The sequence below is a fragment of the Actinoplanes sp. NPDC051475 genome (genome assembly GCF_040689425.1).
In the GTDB taxonomy this organism is placed as follows: Bacteria; Actinomycetota; Actinomycetes; order Mycobacteriales; family Micromonosporaceae; genus Actinoplanes.
Genome location: NZ_JBFAZZ010000032.1, coordinates 1 through 21467, shown reverse-complemented (window position 1 = coordinate 21467; position 21467 = coordinate 1). Strand labels below are relative to the sequence as shown.

The window sequence follows — 21467 nt, the reverse complement described above, 5'->3', positions numbered from 1 at the left end:
CGGAATCTCGTCGGGCAGGTCCGGTGACGGATGACGCTCCGCGTCCCGCACAGCCAGGTCCTGCATGGCCCGCCGGTACTGGCGGCAGGTGATCTCATGATCGATCAGCTGGCGGGCCAGGAGACCTTCGAGCGTCCGGGGCCGGGCTGCAGTCGGCGCGCCGGCGTCGTCCGCCGGCTTCCAGGCATACCGTCGACTACTCGACTCGATCGTGGACTAAACGCGCGTCAAGGCCGCGAGAAGGGTCGCACGGATCATTCGCAGCCGGGTTCGGGCAGGGTGCGGCGCCACTCGCGATACGCGGCGACGGAGGTGGGCAGTGTCGGAAAGACGCGGTCCGGCCCTATCGCTGCGACCAGCCCGTACGCGCTCAGCGCCACGAGCAGGTCCTGTTTCACCCGGGCCAGCGCGAACACCACGCCGCGCGCCGCCAGCTCGGCGCGCAGACTGTCCACCGCGTCCAGACCGGTGCTGTCGACTTCGACGTTGGCCTCCATGTTCAGGACGAACCAGGCGACCGGTTCGGGCTGGTCGGCAACCGCGGCGAGAGCGCGACGGCGGAAGTTCTCGGCGTTGGCGAAGAACAGCGGCGAATCGTAGCGGTAGACCAGCAGCCCGGGCACTGTGCTCGCCTGCGGGTAGTCGTCGATGTCGTGCATGCCCGCCAGGCCGGGAACGAAGCCCTCCACCGCGTCGTGGGGCCGGGCAACTCGATGCAGCATTTCCGCGACGGACAAGCCGATCGCCAGCAGCACGCCGTAGAGGATGTCGAAGACCAGCACGCCGGCGAGGGCCGCCAGCGCCAGCAGGAACTCGCTGCGCCGAAACCTGGCAAGTCTGCGGAAGCCCGGCACGTCGACCAGGCGAGTGGCGGCGTACACCACGATGGCGCCCAGCGCCGCGGTCGGGAAGCGCGCCAGCATCGGCCCGGCAAAGAGCAGTACCGAGACGACGCTCACGAGGGTGACCAGGGAGTAGACCTGGGTTCGGCCGCCTGCGGCGAGTGCCAGCGCGGTGCGGCTGCCGCTGCTGCTGATCGGGAAGCCACGCAGCAGGCCGGCACCGACATTCGCCACGCCCAGGGCCAGGAATTCCTGGTTCACGTCCACCGGGTAGTCGCCGCGGGCCGCGAAGATCCGGCCCGTCAGCACCGTGTCGGTGTACCCCACGACGAGTACGCCCACCGCCGGCAGCATCAGCTGCCGCAGGTCACCGGCGTCCGGCAGCACCGGGCTGGGCAGTCCGCCGGGCACCGCCCCGACGACCGCAATCCCACGCCGCTGCAGATCGAACACGGTGACGGCGAGGGTGGCCAGCAACACCACGAACAACGGCGTCGGGACGCGCGGCAGTCGCCACTGGCCGAGAAACAGCAGAGCGAGGAGCGCTCCAGCGAACACCGCGGTGCCCACGTGTAGGCGGTGAAGATCCCGGACGAACGAGGCCAGTTCGGCGGGGACACTCTTGCCGCTGACCGGGAGCCCGGTGAGCTTGCCGAGCTGCCCGACGATCATCGTGACGGCGATCCCGGCCATGTATCCGACGAGAACGGGCTTGGACAGCAGGTCGGCGAGGAACCCCAGCCGCGCGAGGAAGGCCACCAGGCACAGCACGCCGACCACGAGCGCGAGGGCGCCGGCCAGCACGGCATGGCGGCTCGGATCGCCGCCCGCCAGCGGCGCCACCACCGCGGCGGTCATCAGCGCGGTGGTCGACTCGGGCCCCACCGACAGATGCCGCGACGAGCCGAGGAGCACGTACAGCCCCAGCGGCGCCAGGCTCGCCCACAGGCCGGCGACCGGCGGCAATCCGGCCAGGCCCGCATACGCCATCACCTGGGGCACGAGGTACGCGGCCACCGTCAACCCGGCAACCACGTCACCCCTCAGCCAGGACCACTCGTACCCTCGCAGCATCACGAGTCCCGGCACCAGCCGGTCCATGGGCCACCGCGTGCGCATGCCCGATCTTCGCACCTCCGGCCCCGAAGGCCGGTGGCCGGACCAACCGATTCCGCGATCGTCTGGCGGCCCGCGGCTGACGCCCGGTCCCGATCAGACGTCGCGCGGTCGCCGGGACCGGCCGCCGGCGCCCAGCGCACCGATGAAGTCGATGCCGAGGCAGACGAAGAGCGCGATCCCCCAGCTGTTCCACGATCCCCAGGACGCGACATCGGGTGTGCCCTGGATGAGCCAGACGATCAGCCAGATGACGGTCATCACGGCCTCCTCCACCGGTTTGCATACCCCTGAGTCTTCGCCGGCGCCGCGGCCGCCGGCAGGGCCGGAAGACCATCCTCTTCAGGTCGCGGTCCAGCGCGGGCCTTTGCGGCCCAGAGCCTTCTTCTGTCAACCGACGGCGAGCACGCCATCCGGTTCGACGCCCGCGCGTACGGCACGCCTGGTCAGCGACCGCTCCGGCGTCCTCGCTTCGACGCGATCGTCGCCTCCGTCGACCTGGCCGAGGCGCTCGCCGCGAACCCCGTCACCCGGCCCGACGGCTTCGTCGTGGAAGGCTTCGAGGCCGGTGGCCACAACGCGCCGCCTCGCGGTCCGCGCCGCCTGGACGAGTCCGGCCAGCTCGTCTACGACGAAGGCGACGTGGTCGACCCCCGGTCGATGGCCGGGGTGGGTCTGCCGTTCTGGATGGCCGGTTCGTACGGCACTGCAGCAGGCAGTCGGCGTAGACGGCGGCGCCCTCCGGGTCATCGGCGACGTTCGTCACCGCGGGACCGACCAGCGCCAGGTACCGGGGGCGGTGGTCGGCCACATGGTCGGCGAAGCCGTGCATCACCCCGGTCATGTCCTTGAGGCGATCCCACCGCGACACCTGGATGACCAGGTCGTCGTGCGGACCGGGCAGGCCGTCCGCAACCACTGCGGCCGCCCCGACCACCTCGCCGACGGTGCCATCCCCCCGGGTGAACCGCGCGGGCGGGCCACCGTGCGGCACATCCAGCACGCCGATGGTCGCCAGGACCGTACGGACTGCGTCGGCGTCGAGGTCCCGGTTCTTCGTGGAGAACGGGTCGATCGACGGGGGAATTACTCACACCCGCTGCGGATCCAGCCAGTCCGGGGCGTACGCCCGCCGGCTGAACACCCAGCCGTGGGCCGCGGTCAGGAACGGCCGCAGAAACCCCCACGCGGCCTCCGTGACGCCGGTCGGCCGGTCCGCGCCGATGTGGCAGCGCCACACCACGGTGGCTCCGGCCTCGGCGAGCGGTGCGGCGAGCCCGGCCGTCTGCGGGTCGTGCAGCAGCGCGATGTCTCCCGGCCGCACGTGGTCGGGCAGCTCCACCGCGTTCGCGGTCAGCATGTGCGTGTAGTGGTGGGCAGCCGCTGCATCCAGGGCTGCCGGGTCACCGTGGCCGTGCACCGCGTAGTGCAGGCGCTTGGTGATCGCGAAGAAGTCCGCGTCACCGTGGATGACGAGCCAGCGGATCCCGATGCCGAAATCCTCGACGTAGCCGACCAGACCCCCTGCAGCATCTCCGCCACGCCGCCGCCGACGGCGGTCGAGTTCACGTTCCAGATGGTGCGGCCGGAGAACCGGTGCCGGAAGCTGTCCGCCCCCGCGCGCAGGCGAGCGTAACGCTCGGCCCCGATGACGGTCTCCATGCGCGACACCGGGCGGCGGCTGGACGGTACGGCATGCACCAGGGTCATGTGTCCTGTCTACCGGAGCAGCGGGAGACGGACATCCCTTGAACGGTCCGGGCGGGCGGATATGACGCAGTGACGACACGCACAGTGCGCCGCCATGCGAACGGACGTTGCCTCGGGCGTCATCTGTCCGCCGGGAGGGGTCGGCATGGTGCGCTCCCCCCACAGCATCCCTCCGGCAGTCGTCCTCGGACTCGCGGCCCCCGCCTTTGCCGCCGGTATCGCCACGTTGAGACTGGCCGAGTCGTTGCGCCCAACAGCGTCCTGTCCAGACCGCGACAGCTGCCTATGCGATCCCGCTCCAGTGAGCTGCGGCCACCCATCGCGGAGATTCCTCGATATCGATTGGACGAAATGTCAGCAGGTACGCGCGAATTCTCGGTCCAAGCCGACATCCAGCCCCTCGTTGATCGGCGACAATGCCTATCCGGGGTCCGCCACATTCCAGTCATTCATTCGAGCTCGGAACAGATCGAGGCAAAGTCATCAACATCCGCAAGCGTGGAGCCGGAGCCGCGCCGTTAACATTCCGCATGTCGCTTCACAAAGCGGCGCAAGCAAAGGACTCGGCCGGGCCCTTCGACCCCCTGAATGGGCATAAGCGCGACAGGAGGACGACTGCCGCGGAGTGCAAAACGCCTACTACAGCCCCGCGACGTGCACGGTCGTCCACCAATACGCGATGTTCAAATTTTGCGAGCGTAAGTCGACTACGGTCCATCCAGCCCTATTGACGGGCCTTTCGCCTCCGAACACCACAGACGACACGGTGATAGAAGTGAGTCAGCAGAGAACGGCAAATCAAACCGGAAGCTGCTTCGGGTCCCGCCACAGCGGGATGATCCGCACCACTCCACCGTTCCCACGAAGAAGGTGTCTGGAATGACGACCATCGTGCGCACCATCAACCGGGGCATGCTCGCCACCACCACGATCCTCGCAGCGACCGTCGGACTCGCCGCCACGGCCGGAGCTGCCACAGCCGCGCCTCACCCGACCGCGGCACAGGTGACCCTGTCCGAGACCGGCGGATTCGCCGGCGTCCACAACCGCTATGTCGTCGACGCCACCACCACTCACGTCGACACACCCGAACTCGTCCGCCTCGCGTCGACCCAACGGTTCCAGCGACTCGACGCCACGTACCCGGCCAGCACCCCAGGCGCGGACCGCTTCGCCTACACCGTGACTGTGCGGTACAACGACGGAACAACCAAGGCCGTCGCCACCGTAGAAGGCGCCGACGCTCCCACCGTGCTGTGGCGGACGATCGACCTCACTCGGCAGATCAGCCTCGACGTGACCGGCACGCCGGCATGCTGAGCATCACCGCAGCGTGCGCCGGCCCTTCGACCACGACGGGCCGGCGGCGTTCATACCACTGTCGTGCTCGGGGATCCACGGAGCTTCGAGATCTCGAGCTGGTCGCGCCGCTGGCGCGCGCGGTCAAGCTCGTGAGGGACCTGGCGCCTCGGCTGTTCATCTACCTTTCCGGCGAGGTTGCCCTCGCCGGCGGCAGGCCACCGACGATGGCTGCGAAGGCCGCGTCCAGGATCTTGTCGGGAAGGACGCGGGCCAGTACGCTCGTCAGCCGCGAATCGCGGCCCACGCGGTACCGTGTCTTCGGGCGCCGGGCGGTCATTGCGTGCGCGACGGCGCCGGCGAAGTCTTCCGGCCGGGTGGCGCTCGCCCTGGCCCGCCGATCGTTGCTCTCCAGGAACCGCAAGAAGGAATCCCGATACCGCTCGGCGACCTCTTCTGGTGCCCCGTCGAGGACGCCGTGTCCCACCTCGGACACCTTCTCCCAGATCGGCGTCCTGATCGCACCCGGTTGCACCACCGAGACGCTGACGCCCGAGGGCCGCAGTTCGCGTCGGAGCGCATCGCTGTATCCCTCCTTGGCGAACTGCGACGCGGCGTAGGCGCCCAGGTACGGGCTGGCGATCCGCCCGAGACCGGAACTGACGTTCACGATCCGCCCGTGGGCCATGCGCGACAGGGGCAGGAAGGCTTGGATCACCGCATGGTGGCCGATCAGGTTGGTCTCCAACTGGTGGCGTAGCTGGGCGGGAGACACGCATTCCAGCGGTGCCGAGACGCAGATGCCGGCGTTGTTGACCAATCCCCACAGGCCGCGGTCGCCGACCTGCGCCGCCACCAGCGCCGCGGCCTGCGCGATGGACTCCTCGTGGGTCACATCGAGCACGATGGGGTGCAGCCGGGGCGACGACGCGGCTTGGAGCGCCTCGGCGTCGGCCGACCGGCGGACGCCGGCGAAGACGCGGAAACCGAGATGGTCCAGGTGGCGGGCGCACGCACGGCCCAGCCCGGTGGACGCGCCCGACACGACGACCGCTCGGCCTTGCCCGACGACCTGCTCAGACAACTGTGGTCCTTCCTCGGCGCGAGTCCGCCGCCACGGCGGACAACAGGGTGGTGACGCATGCGTCCGCCAGCCGCTCCGCGCGGGTGCGGGGCACGATGCCGTCGACGTACGTGAAGTTCCAGAACAGGTGGTCGTGGGTGGTGTTCACGGTGGCCACGAAGTAGCCCGAGACGGAGATGCCGGCGATGAACTGGGCGCCGGACAGGCGCCACGGGCCGAGCTCGTCCGGGAACGTGTGGCGACCGATGTTCGACAGGCACAGTCTGCCCGGTCCCTGCCGCTCCACCCGGCGCAGGAACGGGGTGCTCGTGGCCAGGGAGAGCGGCGCCGCCCAGCGCAGCAGGGTGATCATGGCAAGGTGCTCGCCGCGCCGTCGCCGTCGGGCGAGATCGCCGCTGACGGCGCGGGCCGTCGGCCACAGCGGTGCACCCGGCCGGTGGGGGACGAACGACGGTACCGTCGCCACGTACGCGCCGACCTCGTCCGGTGACACCGGCGGGTCTAGGTCCCGCCGGAAGTCGACGGGCGAGCCGACGATGACATGCCCGCCCGCACCGGTGCCGGCGGCCTCGGCGACGGCAGTCGCCATCGCCGCGGCGAGCGCTCCGTGCACGGTCGTGCCCTCTCGCCGGCACGCGTCGGCGAGCGCGTCGACCTGCGCGCCGGACAGCGACCGGTGGATGAACCCGGTGCGTCGGCGGTCGAACGGTACCGCTGCGCTGGCCGCGATCCGCCGGGGCCGCCACCGCAGCCGAGCGATCTGGTCACGCAGCTGAGCGCGGACGACGGCGAGGGCGCCGCTCGTGCCACGGTGGTGGCGCGGGAAAAGGTCCTCCGGGGCCGGCAGGCTCCGGGCGGGGCCCGGTGCGCTGGAACCCGATCGGTATCCGTCGGCGAGCCGGATCCATTGCTGGAGCAGCGAGAGTGCGGTGGTGCCGTCGGCGATGCAGTGCGCGACCGTCAGGACGAGGTCGTGGACCTCGTCGTCGCGGCTGACGACTACGGCGCGCAGGAGCGGCCCGGTGCGCCAGACGAGCCGGTCGACCAGTTCCCGGTCGTTGATCTCCTGCTGCCACCGCGTCTCCGCGTCCGCGGTCGTCGCCGTGACCTGCCGCAGCGCGATCGTGGTGGTGCTCGGCACGAAGGCCGCCGCCCGGCCGGCATCGTCGGTGATCGCGACCCGCAGTAGCGGGTGTCGGGCCTGCAATCCGTCAAGCGAGCGTCGAGCCAGCTCCGGCGGGAACCGTCCGTGTAACCGGACCCGGGCGATCACGTTGAGCGGGGAGATCTGGTCGGCGATCCAATACCACCGTTCGAGCGGGCTCAGCGGCCGCCGGACGTCCGGGCCGGCGTGTTCATCCGCGGAGGTGCTCATCGCATCGCCGAGGGGTCACGCCGGAACCGCTCGGGGCGGACCAAGCGGGCCGTCTCCGACCGGATGTGGTCACCGGCGTTGGCCAGCAGCGCGCCGAGATCGTATGTCGGCTTCGACCGCCCGGGGTCGGCCGGCGGGTTGGGCAGGATCTCCGGGAACAGTGGGCCGCCCATCGGATCCCCCTTGGCCAGCCCGTGCTTGAACAGCAGGGGCATGGTGTGCGGTCGCGGGTCGTAGCGGATGTCATCGCCGGTGAACCGCAACGAGATGGCCCTGCGGTTCCTGCCGGGTGACGGGTTCCCTCGGGAACCGTGCAGGATGCGCGGGCTGAAGAACAGTGCGTCGCCGGGCTGCATGTCCCACTGGACGATGTCGAACGCGTCGCGGTCGCCCTCGATGTCCGGGGCCCACTCCAGATCGCGGTTGGCGAGCAGGATCGAGTCGGAGGTGGCCGACTCGACCCGGTAGTCCTTGCCCCAGCGGTGCGAACCGCGAACGAACTCGAGCGCGCTGTTCTCGCGGGTGACCGAGTCGGCCGTGACCCATACGTTGATGATCTGTTGGCCGGTGATCGGCCACGCGCTCATATCTTGGTGCCAGGGCGTGGGCATCGTGCTGCCCGGCTCCTTGCAGAAGATGTCCTCGTAGAACAGGTTGATCCGCTCGGCGCGCATGGCTTGCGCGGCGAACCGGGCCAGCGGCGAATGGAACCACAGCTCGCGGATCTTGTCGTGCTTCAACCAGACGAACATGTCGTGGTAGAGGCCCTTCTTGCGCCGCGACAGGAAACGGCCCGACAGGGTCGGTCCGGCGGCGGCCTCGTCGAGGGCGATCCGGACGTGGTCGACCCACTGCGCGTCGAGCACGTCACGGACGCAGATCACCCCGTCGTGGTCCAGCGTCTCCAACTCCGCAGCGGTGAGGTCGCGGTGTGGCGTGGCGGGCAGAGTACCGATCATGGCTGATTCCAGTCGTCGAGAATCCTGCAGGTCTCATCGAGAAACTTGGCGGCGAGCGTCCCGTCGATCGCGTCGTGGTCGAACGCCAGGACGAGGTGCATGACCGGGCGGACGACGACCTGACCGTCGCGGACGACCGGGGTGTCCACCGTGGCGGAGCCGACGAGACCCAGGGTGTTGTTGATCTGCGGAAGTGCGGCGATCACCCGCGGCTGGTTGATCCGGGTGAAGGTGAAGCTGCCCTCCACCTCGGCCCGCCGGCGGGGATGACGGGTGACCAGCCGATAAACGATCCGGCCCAGCCAGAACGGCAGGCGGTGCAGGGTACGCAAGTCCCGGAGGCCGTCGTTGTCCTCGTACGGTGTCGCCCGGTAGTGATCGACGGCCTCCTGGATGGCCAGCAGATCCATCCGGTCGGGACCGGGTATCCGGGCGGAGACCACCGCCGCTCCGCCGTCGACCTGCTTGTCGAACAGCATCAGGCAGTTCACCGCATCGTGGCGGTAGACCCTCGGCCGCAGCGACCGCCGGACCGTGATGTTGGCCTCCGGGTACTTGCCGAGGGCGAGCGCCGCCGCCTTGACAGCGAACGAGCTGACGCTCACGTGGACGCCCTGCTCGCGGTACCGGCGTTGCGCCTGCCGCACCCGCGTCAGGTCGACGGTGGCGATCATCTGGATCGGCGCCACCTTCCGGGCCTGGCGCATGAAATAGTGGATGTGGCTGCGGGCCTTGGGAAAAGCCACGTACTGTCCCAACGCGCTCCTCCTAAGGGGTGTGGGCCGGAAACGTCAGCACGGACTCGTTCTGCCGGTACAGCACGGGGGCGGGCACCCGCCGGAAGTACGCGTCCCGCAACCGCCTCGGCAGGGGATGTTCGAACTGCTCGATCAGGCTGAGCATGCGTGACATCCGCACCATCCGCCGGGCCCGTGACCGGCGGCGGCTCTCGTAGCGGCGCAGGGCCCGCGGCACGTCGGCAGCCTCGGCGAGGCTGCCGGCCAGCACGACGGCGTCCTCCATGGCGGTGCCCGCGCCCTGGCCGAGGCTGGTCAGCATCGGATGCGCCGCGTCGCCGAGCAGGGTGACCGGGCCGGTCCCCCACCGGTTGAGGAAGGGCCGGTCCTGCGCGGGGACGCTGACGATGGCCTCGGCGGGGGTGATCCGGATTGCCTCGCCCACCTCGTCGGCCCAGCCGGCGTACGCCCGCGCGATCTCGTCCTTGTCGCCGCGCCACCCGCGGGCCACCGCGGCTGGCATGTTCTTCGTGCCCCACCAGTAGACCTGTTCGTGGCCGATGTCGATCAGCCCGAACCGCTGCCCGGCCCCCCAGTAATGGCGGACCGCCCCGTCGCTGAGCCGCTCGTGGCGGAAGGGTACGACCGCCAGCCAGCACACGTATCCCGGCTCGCGCGTTGGTGTGGGACCGGCGATCTGGCGGCGGATCACCGAGTGGAATCCGTCGGCGCCGATGAGCGCGTCGCCGTGTGCCTCGCGGCCGTCCGCGAACTCGACGCGGACGCCATCGGCGGTGGCCTCGAAGCCGGTCACGGTGGCGCCCAGCTCGACCGGTTGCCCGTCGAGGCGGTCGAGCAGCGCCTGTTGCAGGTCGGCGCGACTGATGTTGACGCTCGGCGCGCCGACCCGGTCGCCGATCTCCTTGAGCGGCAGTGCCCGGATGGGACGCCCATCGCGGGCCAGGAACTGGAAGGTCTCGATGGCCCGACCGCGCTTGTCCAGGTGCAGGTCGATACCGAGCGTGCCCAGCGCGGACACCGCGTTACTCATGATCGACAGTCCGGTGCCGGCCGGGCGGAGCTCTTCCTCCCGCTCGTAGACCGCCACGTCGATGCCGACCTGTCGCAGGGCGACCGCCGCCGTCAAGCCGCCGATCCCGGCGCCGATGACGATCACCCTGGGCCGGCGACCCGGCCTCACCGCGCGCTCCACTGGGCGCAGGTCACTTCGCGGATCCGCCGGGCGACCGTGGTGATGTGCGGTGGCTCCATCATCTGCAGGTGGTCACCGGGGACGTCCACGACGTCGACGCGGCCGTTCGTCCAGGTCGACCAGCCGTTCGTCGGGTCGAGGTGCATGCTGCCGACCGCGCGGTGCGCGGGCGCGAGCACGTCCGGCAGCGGCGCGCTGGCCCGTAGCAGGGTCAGGTCCTGGTCGACCGGTTCCGGCCGATAACTGAGCAGCGCCTGCCAGTTGGCCTCGAACACGCCGAACAGGCGACGTACATAGGTGGGCGAGCTTCCGGCGGGCAGGACGCCCGCGTCGATCGCGTGCCGCAGGATGAAGTCGAACGCCTCGCCGTCGTCGAGTCCGGGGGGAAGTGTCGTCGCGGCGGCGGCGCCACCGCGTTCGAGCCACAGCAGCTCCCACAGGAACCACTCGAACAGCAGGTGCCGGTTCACCGGGGGCCGCCCGTCAATTGTCGGGATGATCGTGTCGAGTAGGACGAGGTTGTCCACCTCCGCACCCGAGCGCCGCAGTTGGCGGGCCATCTCGAACGCGGCGAACCCGCCGAACGACCAGCCGCCGAGGGTGTAAGGGCCGTCCGGCTGCACCCGCCGGACCGCGTCCACGTAGCTGCGTGCAAGGGCGGGCAGGTCGCGCAAGGGCTCGGTCCCCGGCTCCGTCCCTGCCGCCTGCAACGCGTACACCGGCTGGTCTGTGGGCAGCGCCTGGGCCAGCCGCACGTAGCACAGGACGTTGCCGCCGATGGGGTGGACGAGGAAGAGCGGTGGCCGGCTGCCTTCGGCCCGGATCGGCACCAGGGGGTCGAAGGCCGTGAGCGTGCCACCGCTACGAAGTCTGCGGGCCAGTTCGGCGATGGTCGGGGTTCTCACGAACGCCGACAGGGGGACGTTCATGCCGTACCGCTTCTCGATCATGACGACGATTCGCATGGCGCTCAGGGATGTTCCACCGAGGGCGAAGAAGTCGTCGTGCGCGCCCGGCGTGGGCACCCGCAACAGCTCGGCGACCAGGTCGGCCACGACGCGCTCGTATTCGTCACGTGGCGGAGTGCGCGGCACCCCGACGGCCGCCGGTGCCAGCCGGATCTCCCGCAGCCGCGCGTCGTCCCGCTTGCCGCTCGGCGTTCGCGGCAGCCGGGGCAGCCAGGTGAACCGTGCCGGAACCAGGTGTGCGGGCAGCGACGCGCGCAGGAGCCGCCGCACGTCCTCCAGGTCGACCCGCGATTCTTCGCCCACCAGGAACGCGGCCAGATACGCCTCGGTATCCCGGCGTCGCGCCACCACGGCCACCTCCCGGATGCCGGGGTGGTGTGCGGCGAGCCCCAGGACGGCCAGCTCGACCTCGGCGGGTTCCACCCGGAAGCCGCGCACCTTCACCTGGGTGTCGACCCGTTCGAGGCAGGCGATGTCACCGCCCGGCAGCCGGCGGCCGAGGTCTCCGGTGCGGTACAGGCGGCCGGCGGGGTGCGTGATGAAGCGTTCGCGGGTCAGGTCCGGCTGGCCCTCGTAGCCCTGGGCGAGGCAGGCACCGCCCACGTAGATCTCTCCCCGGGCCCCCTCGGGCACCGGGCGCAGCCCGGCGTCGAGAAGGTGAACCTCGGCCCCGTCGATGGCCCGCCCGATCGGCGGCAGCGCCGGGAAACCGTCCGGATCACCGCTCATCGTGAAGGCGGTCACGACGTGCGTCTCGGTCGGACCGTACTGGTTCTCCAGCATCGAGCCGGGCAGCGCGCGGCAGAACCGGCGGATGTCGGCGGTGACCCGTAGCTGTTCACCGGAGGAGATCAGTACCCGCAGCTTCCGGGGGTGGATATCCAGGGCCTGTGCCGCCTCGGCGAGCTGCTGGAGGGCGACGTACGGCAGGAATACCCGCTCGACGCCGTCGCGGTCGAGTAGGCGGAGCAGGGAGGCCATGTCACGCCGCTCGTCCTCGTGGACCAGCCGCAGGGTTCCCCCGCCGCACAGGGTGGAGAAGATCTCCTGGAAGGAGACGTCGAAGCTGAGTGGCGCAAACTGCAGGGTGGTCCCGCCCAGAGCTCCGCTGGCCCGCCGGTTCTGCCAGGCGACCAGGTTGGCAAGCGCGCGGTGCGGCATCGCCACGCCCTTCGGCTCGCCGGTGGAGCCGGAGGTGAACAGGACGTAGGCGACGCTGTCCGGGGCGATCGCCGGCAGCGCGGGTTGCTCGTCGGCGGTGTCGGCCGCGGTCACCGATTCGGCGGGCAGCAGCAGGGCCGGGTCGTCGACGAGGTGGGCGTGCCGCGCGTGCGCGATGATCCGGAACGGCCGGGCCACGCTGACCATGGCGGCGATGCGCTGCGCCGGGTAGCTGACGTCGAGCGGGACGCAGGCGGCGCCCGCCTTCGCGACGCCGAGGACGGTGACGATCATCTCCGGCGAGCGGTCCATCGCGATTCCGACCCGTGCGCCCGGGAGCGCCCCAAGCTCGATGAGCCGCCGCGCCACCCGGTTCGCGGCCACGTCCAGCTCCTCGTAGGACCACCGCTGCGCATTGAACCCGGTGGAGAAGACCAGGGCTACCCCGCGGGGGTCCTGCAGCGCCTGGTGTTCGAACCGCCGCACCACGTCGGCGCCGGTGGTGGCGAGAAACGCGAAATCGGCGGTCTCGCGCGGACGGTCGACGATCCGGCGCAAGATCTCCAGGTAGTGGCGCCCGAACAGATCGGCCTGCGCTGCGGTGACCGTGCGGCCGTCGCCGTCGATGCGCAGCTGCAGGCGCCCGTCCCGAGGGTCGGTGATCGCGTTGACCAGCAGCGCGAAGTTGGTGCGTTCCCAGATCTCGAAGTCGCACAGCTCGACGCCCGCCCTCGCCAACAAGGGTGCGAGCTGATGGAAGTTGACGTAGTTGAAGGCGGTCTGCACCTCGGCGCCGTGATCGGCCTGGATGGCGCTGAGAGGGTACCGCCGGTACGGATGGCCGTCCCGTTCCTGGTCGAACACCGCGCGTACCGTGTCGAGCCAGCTGCGGGGCGTGGGGTCGAGCCGGACCGGCACGGTGTTGAGGAACAGCCCGGCCAGCCGCTCGGCGTCCGGCTGTTCCGGCCGTCCGTGCGTGACCAGTCCGGTGACCACATCGTCGCCGCCCGTCAGCAGCCGCAGCGTGAGGCAGTGCGCCGCGAACAGCACCGATTTGAGGGCCACCGCGTGGTCGTGGGCGAAGCGGTGGATCGCCCGGTCGAGCCGGTCCGGCAGCGGGACGCGACGTGTGACGGGCGCGCCGTCGCCGGGCGGTTCGTAGGGCCGGAAGCTTTCGACCGGGGCGGGTGCGGCGCCGTGCAGCCGGTCCTGCCAGTATCGCCGGGTCGTCTCGTCCGACAGGGCATTCTGCTCGGCTCGCACGTAGGCGGCCAGCGAGGGCTCGACGGCCGCGGCGACCGGCTCGACGTTCACGCCGATCGCGTGCAGGTAGTCCTGCAACAGCTCACCGACCAGGTTCGCGACGCTCCAGCCGTCCAGGATCGCGTGGTGGAAGCTGAACACGAGGTCGAGGCTGGAAGGCCGGACGTGCATCCGGAGCAGGTGCAGCTCGGGTGCCTCGAAGGTGTACCTGTGGTGGCGCCGTGCGGCGATGTGCTCCCGGACCACGGCCTCCGCCGCTCTCTCGGAGTGCGAGCGCAGGTCGACGACGTCCAGTGTCGTTCCTGGCTCGCGGTGCACCACCTGTAACGGCTCGGAGAAGTCGGCCAGGTGCAGCGACGAGCGCAGGACGGGATGGCGGGCCACCAGGGCCGCGCAGGCTCGGCGGAAGGCCGCCTCCTCCCAGGTCAGCTTGAGCGTGTACCGGAAGACGTCGTGGTAGACGTCCGAGTTGTCGTGCTCGCGGCTGTGGAAGAGCATCCCGAGTTGGAGCCGGGTCATCGGGTAGGCGTCCAGCGCCGTTGCCAGGCGCGCCCGGTCGACGCCCGCGATCAGCGCGAACGGAGCCAGCGCTGGTGCGCCAGGGTCCGGCGCGGCGGTGGTGACGCGCGTCGCCAGCTCCGCGACGGTCGGGTGGGCGATGAGGTCGGTCAGCGCGAAGTGCAGCCCGCGGCGGGCGGCCGCTGCGCGGATGCGGAGCATGAGGATCGAGTCGCCGCCGAGGCCGAAATAGTTGTCGTGGACGCCGACGGTGCTCGTCTCGAGCACGTCGCACCAGATCGCGGCGAGCGTGGCCTCCACCTCGTTGCCGGGCTGCGCCTCGGGTGCGGCGTCGGCGAGCGACGGTGCGGGCAGGGCGCGCCGGTCGGTCTTCCCGTTCGGCGTCAGGGGGACGCCGTCGATCCGCACGAAGTACGCCGGGATCATGAATTCCGGCAGCGTGGTCGCGAGGTGGCTGCGCAGCACCACCGGATCGATCTCGTCGGCGGCGACGTAGTACCCGACGAGGTGGACGCCGCGTACCGCGGTGCGCCGGTCGACGACCACCGCGCCACCCACCCCGGGCGCATTCGACAGGGCGTTCTGCACCTCGCCGAGCTCGACCCGGTTGCCGCGGATCTTCACCTGGTCGTCGATGCGCCCCAGATACTCGATGGTCCCGTCGGCGAGCCACCGGGCGAGGTCGCCCGTCCGGTACATGCGCTCGCCCGGGTGGAACGGGTCGTCGACGAACTTCTCCCGGGTCAGCTCGGGCCGGTCGAGGTACCCGCGGGCCAGCCCGGCGCCGGCGATGCACAGTTCCCCGGCGACACCCACCGGCTGCGGCTGGTCGCGCATGCCCAGCACGTAGAGCCGGTGGTTGTCGATCGGCCGGCCGATCGGCACCCGGCGTACCGGCTGTGTAGCGTCCGCCGGGCAGTCGAAGTAGGAGACGTCGACGGTTGCCTCGGTCGGGCCGTAGAGGTTCACCAGCCGCGGCGCCTCGGTGGTGGCGAACACCTGGTTGAACCGCTCGACCAGCGTCGGCGGTAGAGCTTCGCCGCTACAGAAGACATAGCGCAGCGACGCCACCTCCGTGCGCCGCTCGGGCGCGCTCTCCAGCAGATCGAGGAACGGACCGAACAGCGACGGTACGAAATGGAGCACCGTCACGCCGTGCTCGGCGACGGCGTGCAGGATCCGGCCTGGCTCCTTTTCGGCGCCCGGTGGCAGGAGGGCCACTCGGGCGCCCTGCACCGCCCACCAGAACAATTCCCAGACCGACACGTCGAACGAGCTCGGTGTCTTCTGCAGCACGACGTCGTCGGCACCGATCGGGTAGCGCTTCTGCATCCAGGACAGGCGATTCACCACCGAGTGGTGTTCGATCATGACGCCCTTGGGCCGCCCGGTCGAACCGGAGGTGTAAATCACGTAGGCGAGGCTGTGCGGCGACGCCGCCTCGGCGAGCTGCGCCACCGACCCCGCGTCCGGGGCCAGGGCGGGGTCGTGGGCGGTCAGGACCGTCTTGGCCCCGCTGTCTGCCAGCAGGAACTCGATCCGGTCCGGCGGGTAGCCCGGATCGATCGGCACGTACGCCCCGCCCGCCTTCAGCACGCCCAACAACGCGACGATGAGCTCGGGGCTGCGTTCGATCCGGACGGCGACCCGGTCGTCCGGCCGCACGCCGCGCTCCCTCAGTGCCCGCGCGACGTGGGTGGCGCGCGCGTCGAGGTCGGCGTAGGTGAGGTCGCCATCCGTCCCGCTCCACGCGACGGCGACGCGGTCCGGCGTCCGGGCGGCCTGCTCGGCGATAAGCGCGTGGAGGGTCACGTCCGCCCGGTACGGCGTCCGGGTGTCGTTGTTGCGCCGGACGATGTCGTGGTATTCATCGCCGGAAATCATCGCAAGGTCTTGTACGGGCGTCTGCGGGTCGTCGATCGCATAACGGATCAGCGTTTCGATGTGCCGGGCCGCGGACGCGATGGGGAAATCCTCGTCGAACACGTCGAGCGCGTAGTCCAGGTCGACCCGGACCGCGCCGATGTCGTCGTACTCCCTGATATACACCGTCAGGACGTCCTGGTCGTGCCCGTGCGGCAGCCCGACCTTCTCCACCGACAATCCGGGAATTTCATCGGAGGTGGACAGCCGTAGATAGGAAACGGTGACGTCGAACAGGCGGCGGGACCCTTCTGTCGACGACGGCAATGCGCGCAGAACGTCCCCGAGCGAGAGTCGTTCGTGGCGCTTTGTGGCGAACGTCGCTGTGCTTATCTCCGTCGCCACCTCGGACGTCGACATGCCGCCATGCACCGGCACCCGCAGCGGAAGCATATTCACGAAGTGGCCGACGGTCTGCTTCTCCCGGACATTGTGCCGGTTGAGATGGGGAACACCGAGGACCACCTCGTCCGTGCGGTGCACCCGGGCGAGGTAGATGGCCAGCGCCGCGGTGAGAAATGAGAACACGGACGTCTGTCGTTGGCGGATCCGGTCGACCAGATCACGCTCGATCATGAATGTGTGGCGGTCGCTGCGCCGTGCGCCGTCCCCCTCGGCAGCCGGCGTCCTGGCCGGAAACAGTGCCGGACGGACATCCGCGAAGGTGCGCCGGTAGAACTCCCGGTCGCGCTCTCGCCGATCCGATCCCTGATAGCGCGCGTGTTCCTCGACGTGTGTCAGGTACGAACCCGGCGTGATCGCCAGGGCCTGGCCCGTTTGCGCGGCGTGCGCGTAGTCGGCGAGGATCTGCCGTACGAGCTGGTCGGCTCCCCAGCCGTCGACGATGATGTGGTGCGCCGTCCCGTACAGGTAGCAGACCGAGTCACTCTCGCGCAGCAGGGCCATCTCGTACAGCCGGCGGCCGGTGAGATCGATCGGGCGGCGGGCCGCCCGCTCCATCCAGGACCGGCATCGGGCCGCGGGGTCCGGCGCGCCGGAGAAGTCGAGGATGTCGATCCGGGCCGGCTCGGGCTGACGCCACTGGACCGGGGCGCCGTCACATTCGGCGAGCCGGAGCGTGAACGCGTCGTTGCGCGCGATGGCACGTTCGCAACATTCCTTGAGCACCGCAAGGTCCACGTTTCCCGCGAGTCGAGCGGTCGCTCCGACATTGAACAGGGGGAGCCGCGGAAACTGAGAACTCGCGGCCCAGACGTCGCGTTGGTAGGCGGTCAGTGGAATCAACAAATCGGCGTTCATAACATCCTCAGGAAGGTGAGCCGGTCAGCATCAATGCGTTTACACGCGGGAAACGCGAAATTCACACGTCGCCCAGGGACCGTGGTTCGCTGCGGACAACCCGCCCGGGTCTTTTTGCAACGTCGACGACCCTATGCGCGTCGAGCAGTGGCGGGAACCCCCACGATTCATCGACTCTGGTGACAGATCCAACATCCGCTCGAGCTGGCCACCCGAAGGAGATTCACGTAGCGTCGGCGATCGATCCACAGCGGAGCTTCAATCGACGGCCTGCCGGGGAAACCACATTGGAGGCCGGGTGAGACAAGCGATTCCGCACCTGCACGTAGCTATTGTCGGCGCCGGCTTCGCCGGGCTGGGCATGGCGATCCGGCTGCGGCGCGACGGCGTCGAGGACTTCGCGGTCTTCGACGAGGCGGGCGAGGTCGGCGGCACCTGGCGGGACAATTCCTACCCGGGAAGCGCCTGCGACGTACCGTCGCATGTGTACTCGTTCTCGTTTGCGCCCCACCCGGGGTGGACGCGCATGTTCGCGCCGCAGCCCGAGATCTGGGCCTACCTGCGCGAATGCGTACGGCGGTCCGGCATCGCCGGGCACCTACGCCTCAACACCAGGGTGACGGGCGCGACCTGGGACAGCGACCGGCGCTGTTGGCGGATCGAGACCAGCCACGGCGCAGTCACCGCCGACGCGCTCGTGGCGGCCGCCGGCGGACTCGCCGAGCCATCAATGCCGGACCTGCCCGGGCTGGACAGCTTCGCCGGGGCGGCGTTCCATTCCGCCCGCTGGGACCACGACACCGAACTGGCCGGTCGTCGCGTGGCCGTGATCGGCACGGGTACGTCGGCCGCCCAGTTCGTGCCGGAGATCGCCCCGCGGGCCGCCGCGCTGTACGTGTTCCAGCGCACTGCTCCATGGGTGCTGCCCCGCCGCGACCGCGGGATCACCGGCCTGGAGCGCCGTGCCTACCGCGCCGCGCCGGTGCTGCAGCAACTGGCCCGCGGCACCATCGGCGCGCTGCGCGAGACTCTGGTAGTCACCAACCGGCACCCTCGCCTGGCTCAGCTGCTGGTCCAGCGCATTGCCGCGCGCCACCTGCGCCGGTCCGTCCCCGACCCGGCGCTGCGCGCCCGGCTCACCCCCAGCTACACCGTCGGGTGCAAGCGGATCGTCCTGTCGAACGACTATTTGCCGGCCCTGACCCGGCCAAACGTCGAGGTCCTGACGGAACCGATCACCGAGGTACGACCACACGCCGTGGTGACCGCCGACGGCGTCGAACGCAGCGTTGACGTCCTCATCTTCGGTACCGGTTTCCAAGTCAGCGACCCGCCCATCGCGCACCGGATCCGCGGCCCGGCCGGGCGGACCCTGGCTCAGCAGTGGTCGGGCAGCCCCACGGGGCACCTCGGGACCATGGTCGCCGGCTTCCCGAACCTGTTCCTGATGCTCGGGCCGAACACCGGGCTCGGTCACAGCTCGGTGGTGCTCATGATGGAGGCGCAGCACGGTCACGTGCTCGACGCGCTCCGGTTCCTCCGCGAGGGCGGGTATGCGGCGCTCTCGCCGCGCGCCGACGTCCAGGCGGCGTACACCGCCGAAATGGACACCCGGCTGGCCGGAACGGTGTGGAACGCCGGCGGCTGTCGAAGCTGGTACCTGGACGCGGCCGGCAGAAACTGGACCATGTGGCCCGGCACGTCATGGGCGTTCCGCCGCCGGCTCGCACGGTTCCAGCCAGACGACTACGACGTGGTCCAGGATCGCTCCTGCGCGATGAGAGGGACGCCATGACAGACCTGTTGGCCGGCGAGTTGGCCGGCAAGGTCGTGCTCGTGACCGGTGCGGCTCGCGGAATCGGCGCCGAGACCGCGCGCGCCGCAGCCGCCCGGGGAGCCCGGGTTGCGCTGCTCGGCCTGGAGCCGCGGCTGCTCGCGGCACTCGCTGAGGAGCTGGGGCCGCAGCACGCCTGGTTCGAGTGCGACGTGACCGACCAGCAGGCGCTGGAGCGCGCCGTCGCCGGCACGGTCGCCGCGCTCGGCGGCATCGACGTCGTGCTCGCCAGTGCGGGCATCACCAACAACGGCACGGTCGCCGTCGACCCGGTCGATGCGCTCGTGCGCACCATCGAGGTCAACCTGATCGGGGTGGTGCGTACCGTCTCGGCGACCTTGCCACACGTCGCCGCACGTCACGGGTACTACCTGCTGGTCTCGTCCGCCGCGGCGTTCATCGTGCTGCCCGGTATGGCCGCGTACGGTGCGTCCAAGGCCGGGATCGAGCAGTTCGGCAACGCGCTCCGCCTCGAGGTGGCTCATCTGGGCGTCACGGTCGGCACTGCCCACATGGTCTGGGTCGACACCGACATGATGCGCGACGTCAAAGAGGACCTGCCCATATTCGGTCAGATGCTGAGCGGCCTGCCTCGGCGTCTGGGTCTCTACACCACCCCGGAAAGGTGCGCCCGGGCGTTCCTTCGCGGAGTCGCCCGCCGCAGCCGCCGCGTCTACGTACCCCGGTACCTCGCGGTGGCACAGCTTGTCCGCTGCATGTTCGGCAGTGCGGCCGCCGACATGGCGCTGCGCCGCGTCGCCGCACGGACAGTGCCGGAGCTGGAAGGCCAGGTCCGGCGGCTGGGCCGCAGTTTCGGCCGGCACACCGAAGCCCTCGGCAAGTAGACAGCCAACGGAACGAATCCAACTGAACGGTCGGCGACGTGACCTTGGCCTCTTCCTACGCTGGGGCTCGACCGGTCTATGAAGTCATCAATGCACCTCTGTCATGAGTCGCCAAATCGTTGTCAAGGGTTGCGGCGCCGATCAGGCTCACTGATGACGAGCGGAAGCAGTTGCTTGCGTGGTTGCGGCGGCCGTCGAGAGCGCAGGCTTTGGCGTCACGGTCGTGGGTTGTTCTGGCGTGTGCGGACCTCCTGGCGAGTCGAACGGTCGGATCGCGGCGGGATCTTCCGGAGTCACCGCTGCCGGCCTGCACACGTGAGTCGTCCCCCGCACGCGCGGGGATCTTCCCTTGGGTTCCCCGGTGTCGTAATCCTTCTGCTGGTCGCCCCCGCACGTGCGGGGATCTTCCCGTCCACAGCAGGACCCGGCGGGCACGCGTGTTGTCGTCCCCGACGCGCGGGGATCTTCCCAGCACCGGCGCGATCGCGGGGATACCCCATTGGTCCTCCCGCACGCGCGGGGATCTTCCCTGCCCCATCCGCGTCGGCGTCCCCACCGTGGCGTCGTCCCCGCACGCGCGCGGATCTTCCACCGCCGCCGTCTTCGGCGAGAGTAGCGGTCCCGGGTGGGCGGGAGTCTGGGTCCCGGCATCTTCCGGCAGGTTTCATCGGGCGTGAGTTTGGGACCCGTGTCGAGCTGGCGACGCCCGCGAGCGCGGGCTCGTCCAGACCGACGACTTCAACGAGACGGGGCGCGTGTGCCTCGAGCTCGCTGACGCCAGGCCCGCCTTTAGCATGACTTTTCGTTCTGATGTTCCTCAACGGCCGAGATTACTAAAGACGTCACGCCAGCTCCAAGCGGCCGAGCAGAATCTTGCCGTCATGGGCGGCGCAGCCACCCCAGCCGTTGGTGTTGGTCACCTTCACCACATAGGCGCGGTGGTACGTCGCGGTGGTGATCACCTTGTTGTCCGCGAACCGGACCAGCTGAAGAGCTTCATTTCTCGTTCCCCCATGCGGTGCGGTGTGCTGACTCAGAAACGATCGCAGGCCGGTGGCGGTGGCGTTCGCCGTGGGGGCCGTGGGGGCCGTCGCGGCCCCAACGGCCCGCAAGACCGGATCTTCATACCCGCAAACCCGGCGCCGAGATGATGGGAGCGCTCGTGGCGGTGATTCGGCGCCGCCGAACAGGGTAAGCAGACCTGGTGAAAAACGACGTTAATGACCGGTTCGTGCGCGTCCGGGGCGCCGCCGAGTGTCGTTAGACTCGCGGGCCATGGGACCGCTCATCTTCAGTCTCAATCTCACCCTGGACGGTTGCGTCGACCACCAGGAGGGGATCGCTGACGACGAGACGCAC

The 21467-nt window shown here is 69.9% G+C and carries 15 protein-coding genes and 1 pseudogene; 5 read left to right on the top strand and 11 right to left on the bottom strand.

Annotated elements, in window-relative coordinates; all coding sequences use genetic code 11:
- Positions 1-254: 254 nt before the first annotated feature.
- The 4 genes from sulP to AB0368_RS37290 form a co-directional block, all read right to left on the bottom strand.
- Positions 255-1961: a sulfate permease gene (sulP, locus tag AB0368_RS37305; protein WP_366158774.1), complete on the bottom strand. Its 1707-nt coding sequence runs from the start codon at positions 1959-1961 to the stop codon at positions 255-257.
- Positions 1962-2054: 93 nt separating this feature from the next.
- Positions 2055-2219, bottom strand: a complete 165-nt coding sequence (locus tag AB0368_RS37300) for a hypothetical protein (RefSeq protein ID WP_366158773.1) — start codon at positions 2217-2219, stop codon at positions 2055-2057.
- Between the two features lie 129 nt (positions 2220-2348).
- Entirely contained in the window at positions 2349-2534 is a 186-nt protein-coding gene (locus tag AB0368_RS37295; protein WP_366158772.1) for a hypothetical protein, read from the bottom strand.
- 514 nt (positions 2535-3048) lie between these two features.
- Positions 3049-3429, bottom strand: a complete 381-nt coding sequence (locus AB0368_RS37290) for a hypothetical protein (RefSeq protein WP_366158791.1) — start codon at positions 3427-3429, stop codon at positions 3049-3051.
- Between AB0368_RS37290 and AB0368_RS37285 the strand changes: the two genes are divergently transcribed.
- Both AB0368_RS37285 and AB0368_RS37280 read left to right on the top strand, forming a co-directional pair.
- Positions 3328-3594 carry a hypothetical protein gene (locus AB0368_RS37285; RefSeq protein WP_366158793.1) on the top strand — a complete coding sequence of 89 codons (267 nt, stop codon included), beginning with the start codon at positions 3328-3330 and terminating at the stop codon, positions 3592-3594. The genes AB0368_RS37290 and AB0368_RS37285 overlap by 102 nt on opposite strands.
- Before the next feature lie 953 nt (positions 3595-4547).
- Positions 4548-4988 carry a protealysin inhibitor emfourin gene (locus tag AB0368_RS37280; protein WP_366158771.1) on the top strand — a complete coding sequence of 147 codons (441 nt, stop codon included), beginning with the start codon at positions 4548-4550 and terminating at the stop codon, positions 4986-4988.
- Between the two features lie 160 nt (positions 4989-5148).
- On the opposite strand, the gene AB0368_RS37275 is transcribed toward AB0368_RS37280, so the two are convergent.
- The 6 genes from AB0368_RS37275 to AB0368_RS37250 are packed head-to-tail and all read right to left on the bottom strand — an operon-like array spanning position 5149 to position 17429.
- Positions 5149-6051: an SDR family NAD(P)-dependent oxidoreductase gene (locus tag AB0368_RS37275; RefSeq protein ID WP_366158770.1), complete on the bottom strand. Its 903-nt coding sequence runs from the start codon at positions 6049-6051 to the stop codon at positions 5149-5151.
- Positions 6044-7426, bottom strand: a complete 1383-nt coding sequence (locus tag AB0368_RS37270) for a condensation domain-containing protein (RefSeq protein WP_366158769.1) — start codon at positions 7424-7426, stop codon at positions 6044-6046. Before AB0368_RS37270 ends, AB0368_RS37275 begins: the two co-directional genes overlap by 8 nt.
- Positions 7423-8385, bottom strand: coding sequence for a phytanoyl-CoA dioxygenase family protein (locus tag AB0368_RS37265; RefSeq protein ID WP_366158768.1), 963 nt, complete (start codon positions 8383-8385; stop codon positions 7423-7425). The genes AB0368_RS37270 and AB0368_RS37265 overlap by 4 nt, the downstream gene beginning before the upstream one ends.
- Positions 8382-9131, bottom strand: a complete 750-nt coding sequence (locus AB0368_RS37260) for a 2-oxo acid dehydrogenase subunit E2 (RefSeq protein WP_366158767.1) — start codon at positions 9129-9131, stop codon at positions 8382-8384. Before AB0368_RS37260 ends, AB0368_RS37265 begins: the two co-directional genes overlap by 4 nt.
- A gap of 22 nt (positions 9132-9153) precedes the next feature.
- A complete protein-coding gene (locus AB0368_RS37255) occupies positions 9154-10323 on the bottom strand; it encodes an FAD-dependent monooxygenase (protein ID WP_366158766.1) in 1170 nt (389 codons plus the stop codon).
- On the bottom strand, positions 10320-17429 hold the full coding sequence (locus AB0368_RS37250; protein WP_366158765.1) for an amino acid adenylation domain-containing protein: 7110 nt from the start codon (positions 17427-17429) through the stop codon (positions 10320-10322). Before AB0368_RS37250 ends, AB0368_RS37255 begins: the two co-directional genes overlap by 4 nt.
- A 298-nt stretch (positions 17430-17727) precedes the next feature.
- Here AB0368_RS37250 and AB0368_RS37245 point away from each other — a divergent pair, with 298 nt between their 5' ends.
- Both AB0368_RS37245 and AB0368_RS37240 read left to right on the top strand, forming a co-directional pair.
- Entirely contained in the window at positions 17728-19224 is a 1497-nt protein-coding gene (locus AB0368_RS37245) for an NAD(P)/FAD-dependent oxidoreductase (RefSeq protein ID WP_366158764.1), read from the top strand.
- Positions 19221-20108, top strand: coding sequence for an SDR family oxidoreductase (locus tag AB0368_RS37240; protein ID WP_366158763.1), 888 nt, complete (start codon positions 19221-19223; stop codon positions 20106-20108). The genes AB0368_RS37245 and AB0368_RS37240 overlap by 4 nt, the downstream gene beginning before the upstream one ends.
- An 842-nt stretch (positions 20109-20950) precedes the next feature.
- On the opposite strand, the gene AB0368_RS37235 is transcribed toward AB0368_RS37240, so the two are convergent.
- On the bottom strand, positions 20951-21220 hold the full coding sequence (locus AB0368_RS37235) for a hypothetical protein (protein WP_366158762.1): 270 nt from the start codon (positions 21218-21220) through the stop codon (positions 20951-20953).
- Between the two features lie 163 nt (positions 21221-21383).
- On the opposite strand from AB0368_RS37235, the pseudogene AB0368_RS37230 reads away from it, so the two are divergent.
- Positions 21384-21467: pseudogene (locus AB0368_RS37230) on the top strand (deaminase); the annotation flags it as partial.

What these genes read in the sequence shown, in the direction of transcription:
- AB0368_RS37270 (WP_366158769.1), bottom strand. Translation starts at nt 7,426, where the DNA reads ATGAGCACCTCCGCGGATGAACACGCCGGCCCGGACGTCCGGCGGCCG.
- AB0368_RS37280 (WP_366158771.1), top strand. Translation starts at nt 4,548, where the DNA reads ATGACGACCATCGTGCGCACCATCAACCGGGGCATGCTCGCCACCACC.
- sulP (WP_366158774.1), bottom strand. Translation starts at nt 1,961, where the DNA reads ATGCGCACGCGGTGGCCCATGGACCGGCTGGTGCCGGGACTCGTGATG.
- AB0368_RS37250 (WP_366158765.1), bottom strand. Translation starts at nt 17,429, where the DNA reads ATGAACGCCGATTTGTTGATTCCACTGACCGCCTACCAACGCGACGTC.
- AB0368_RS37240 (WP_366158763.1), top strand. Translation starts at nt 19,221, where the DNA reads ATGACAGACCTGTTGGCCGGCGAGTTGGCCGGCAAGGTCGTGCTCGTG.
- AB0368_RS37300 (WP_366158773.1), bottom strand. Translation starts at nt 2,219, where the DNA reads ATGACCGTCATCTGGCTGATCGTCTGGCTCATCCAGGGCACACCCGAT.
- AB0368_RS37265 (WP_366158768.1), bottom strand. Translation starts at nt 8,385, where the DNA reads ATGATCGGTACTCTGCCCGCCACGCCACACCGCGACCTCACCGCTGCG.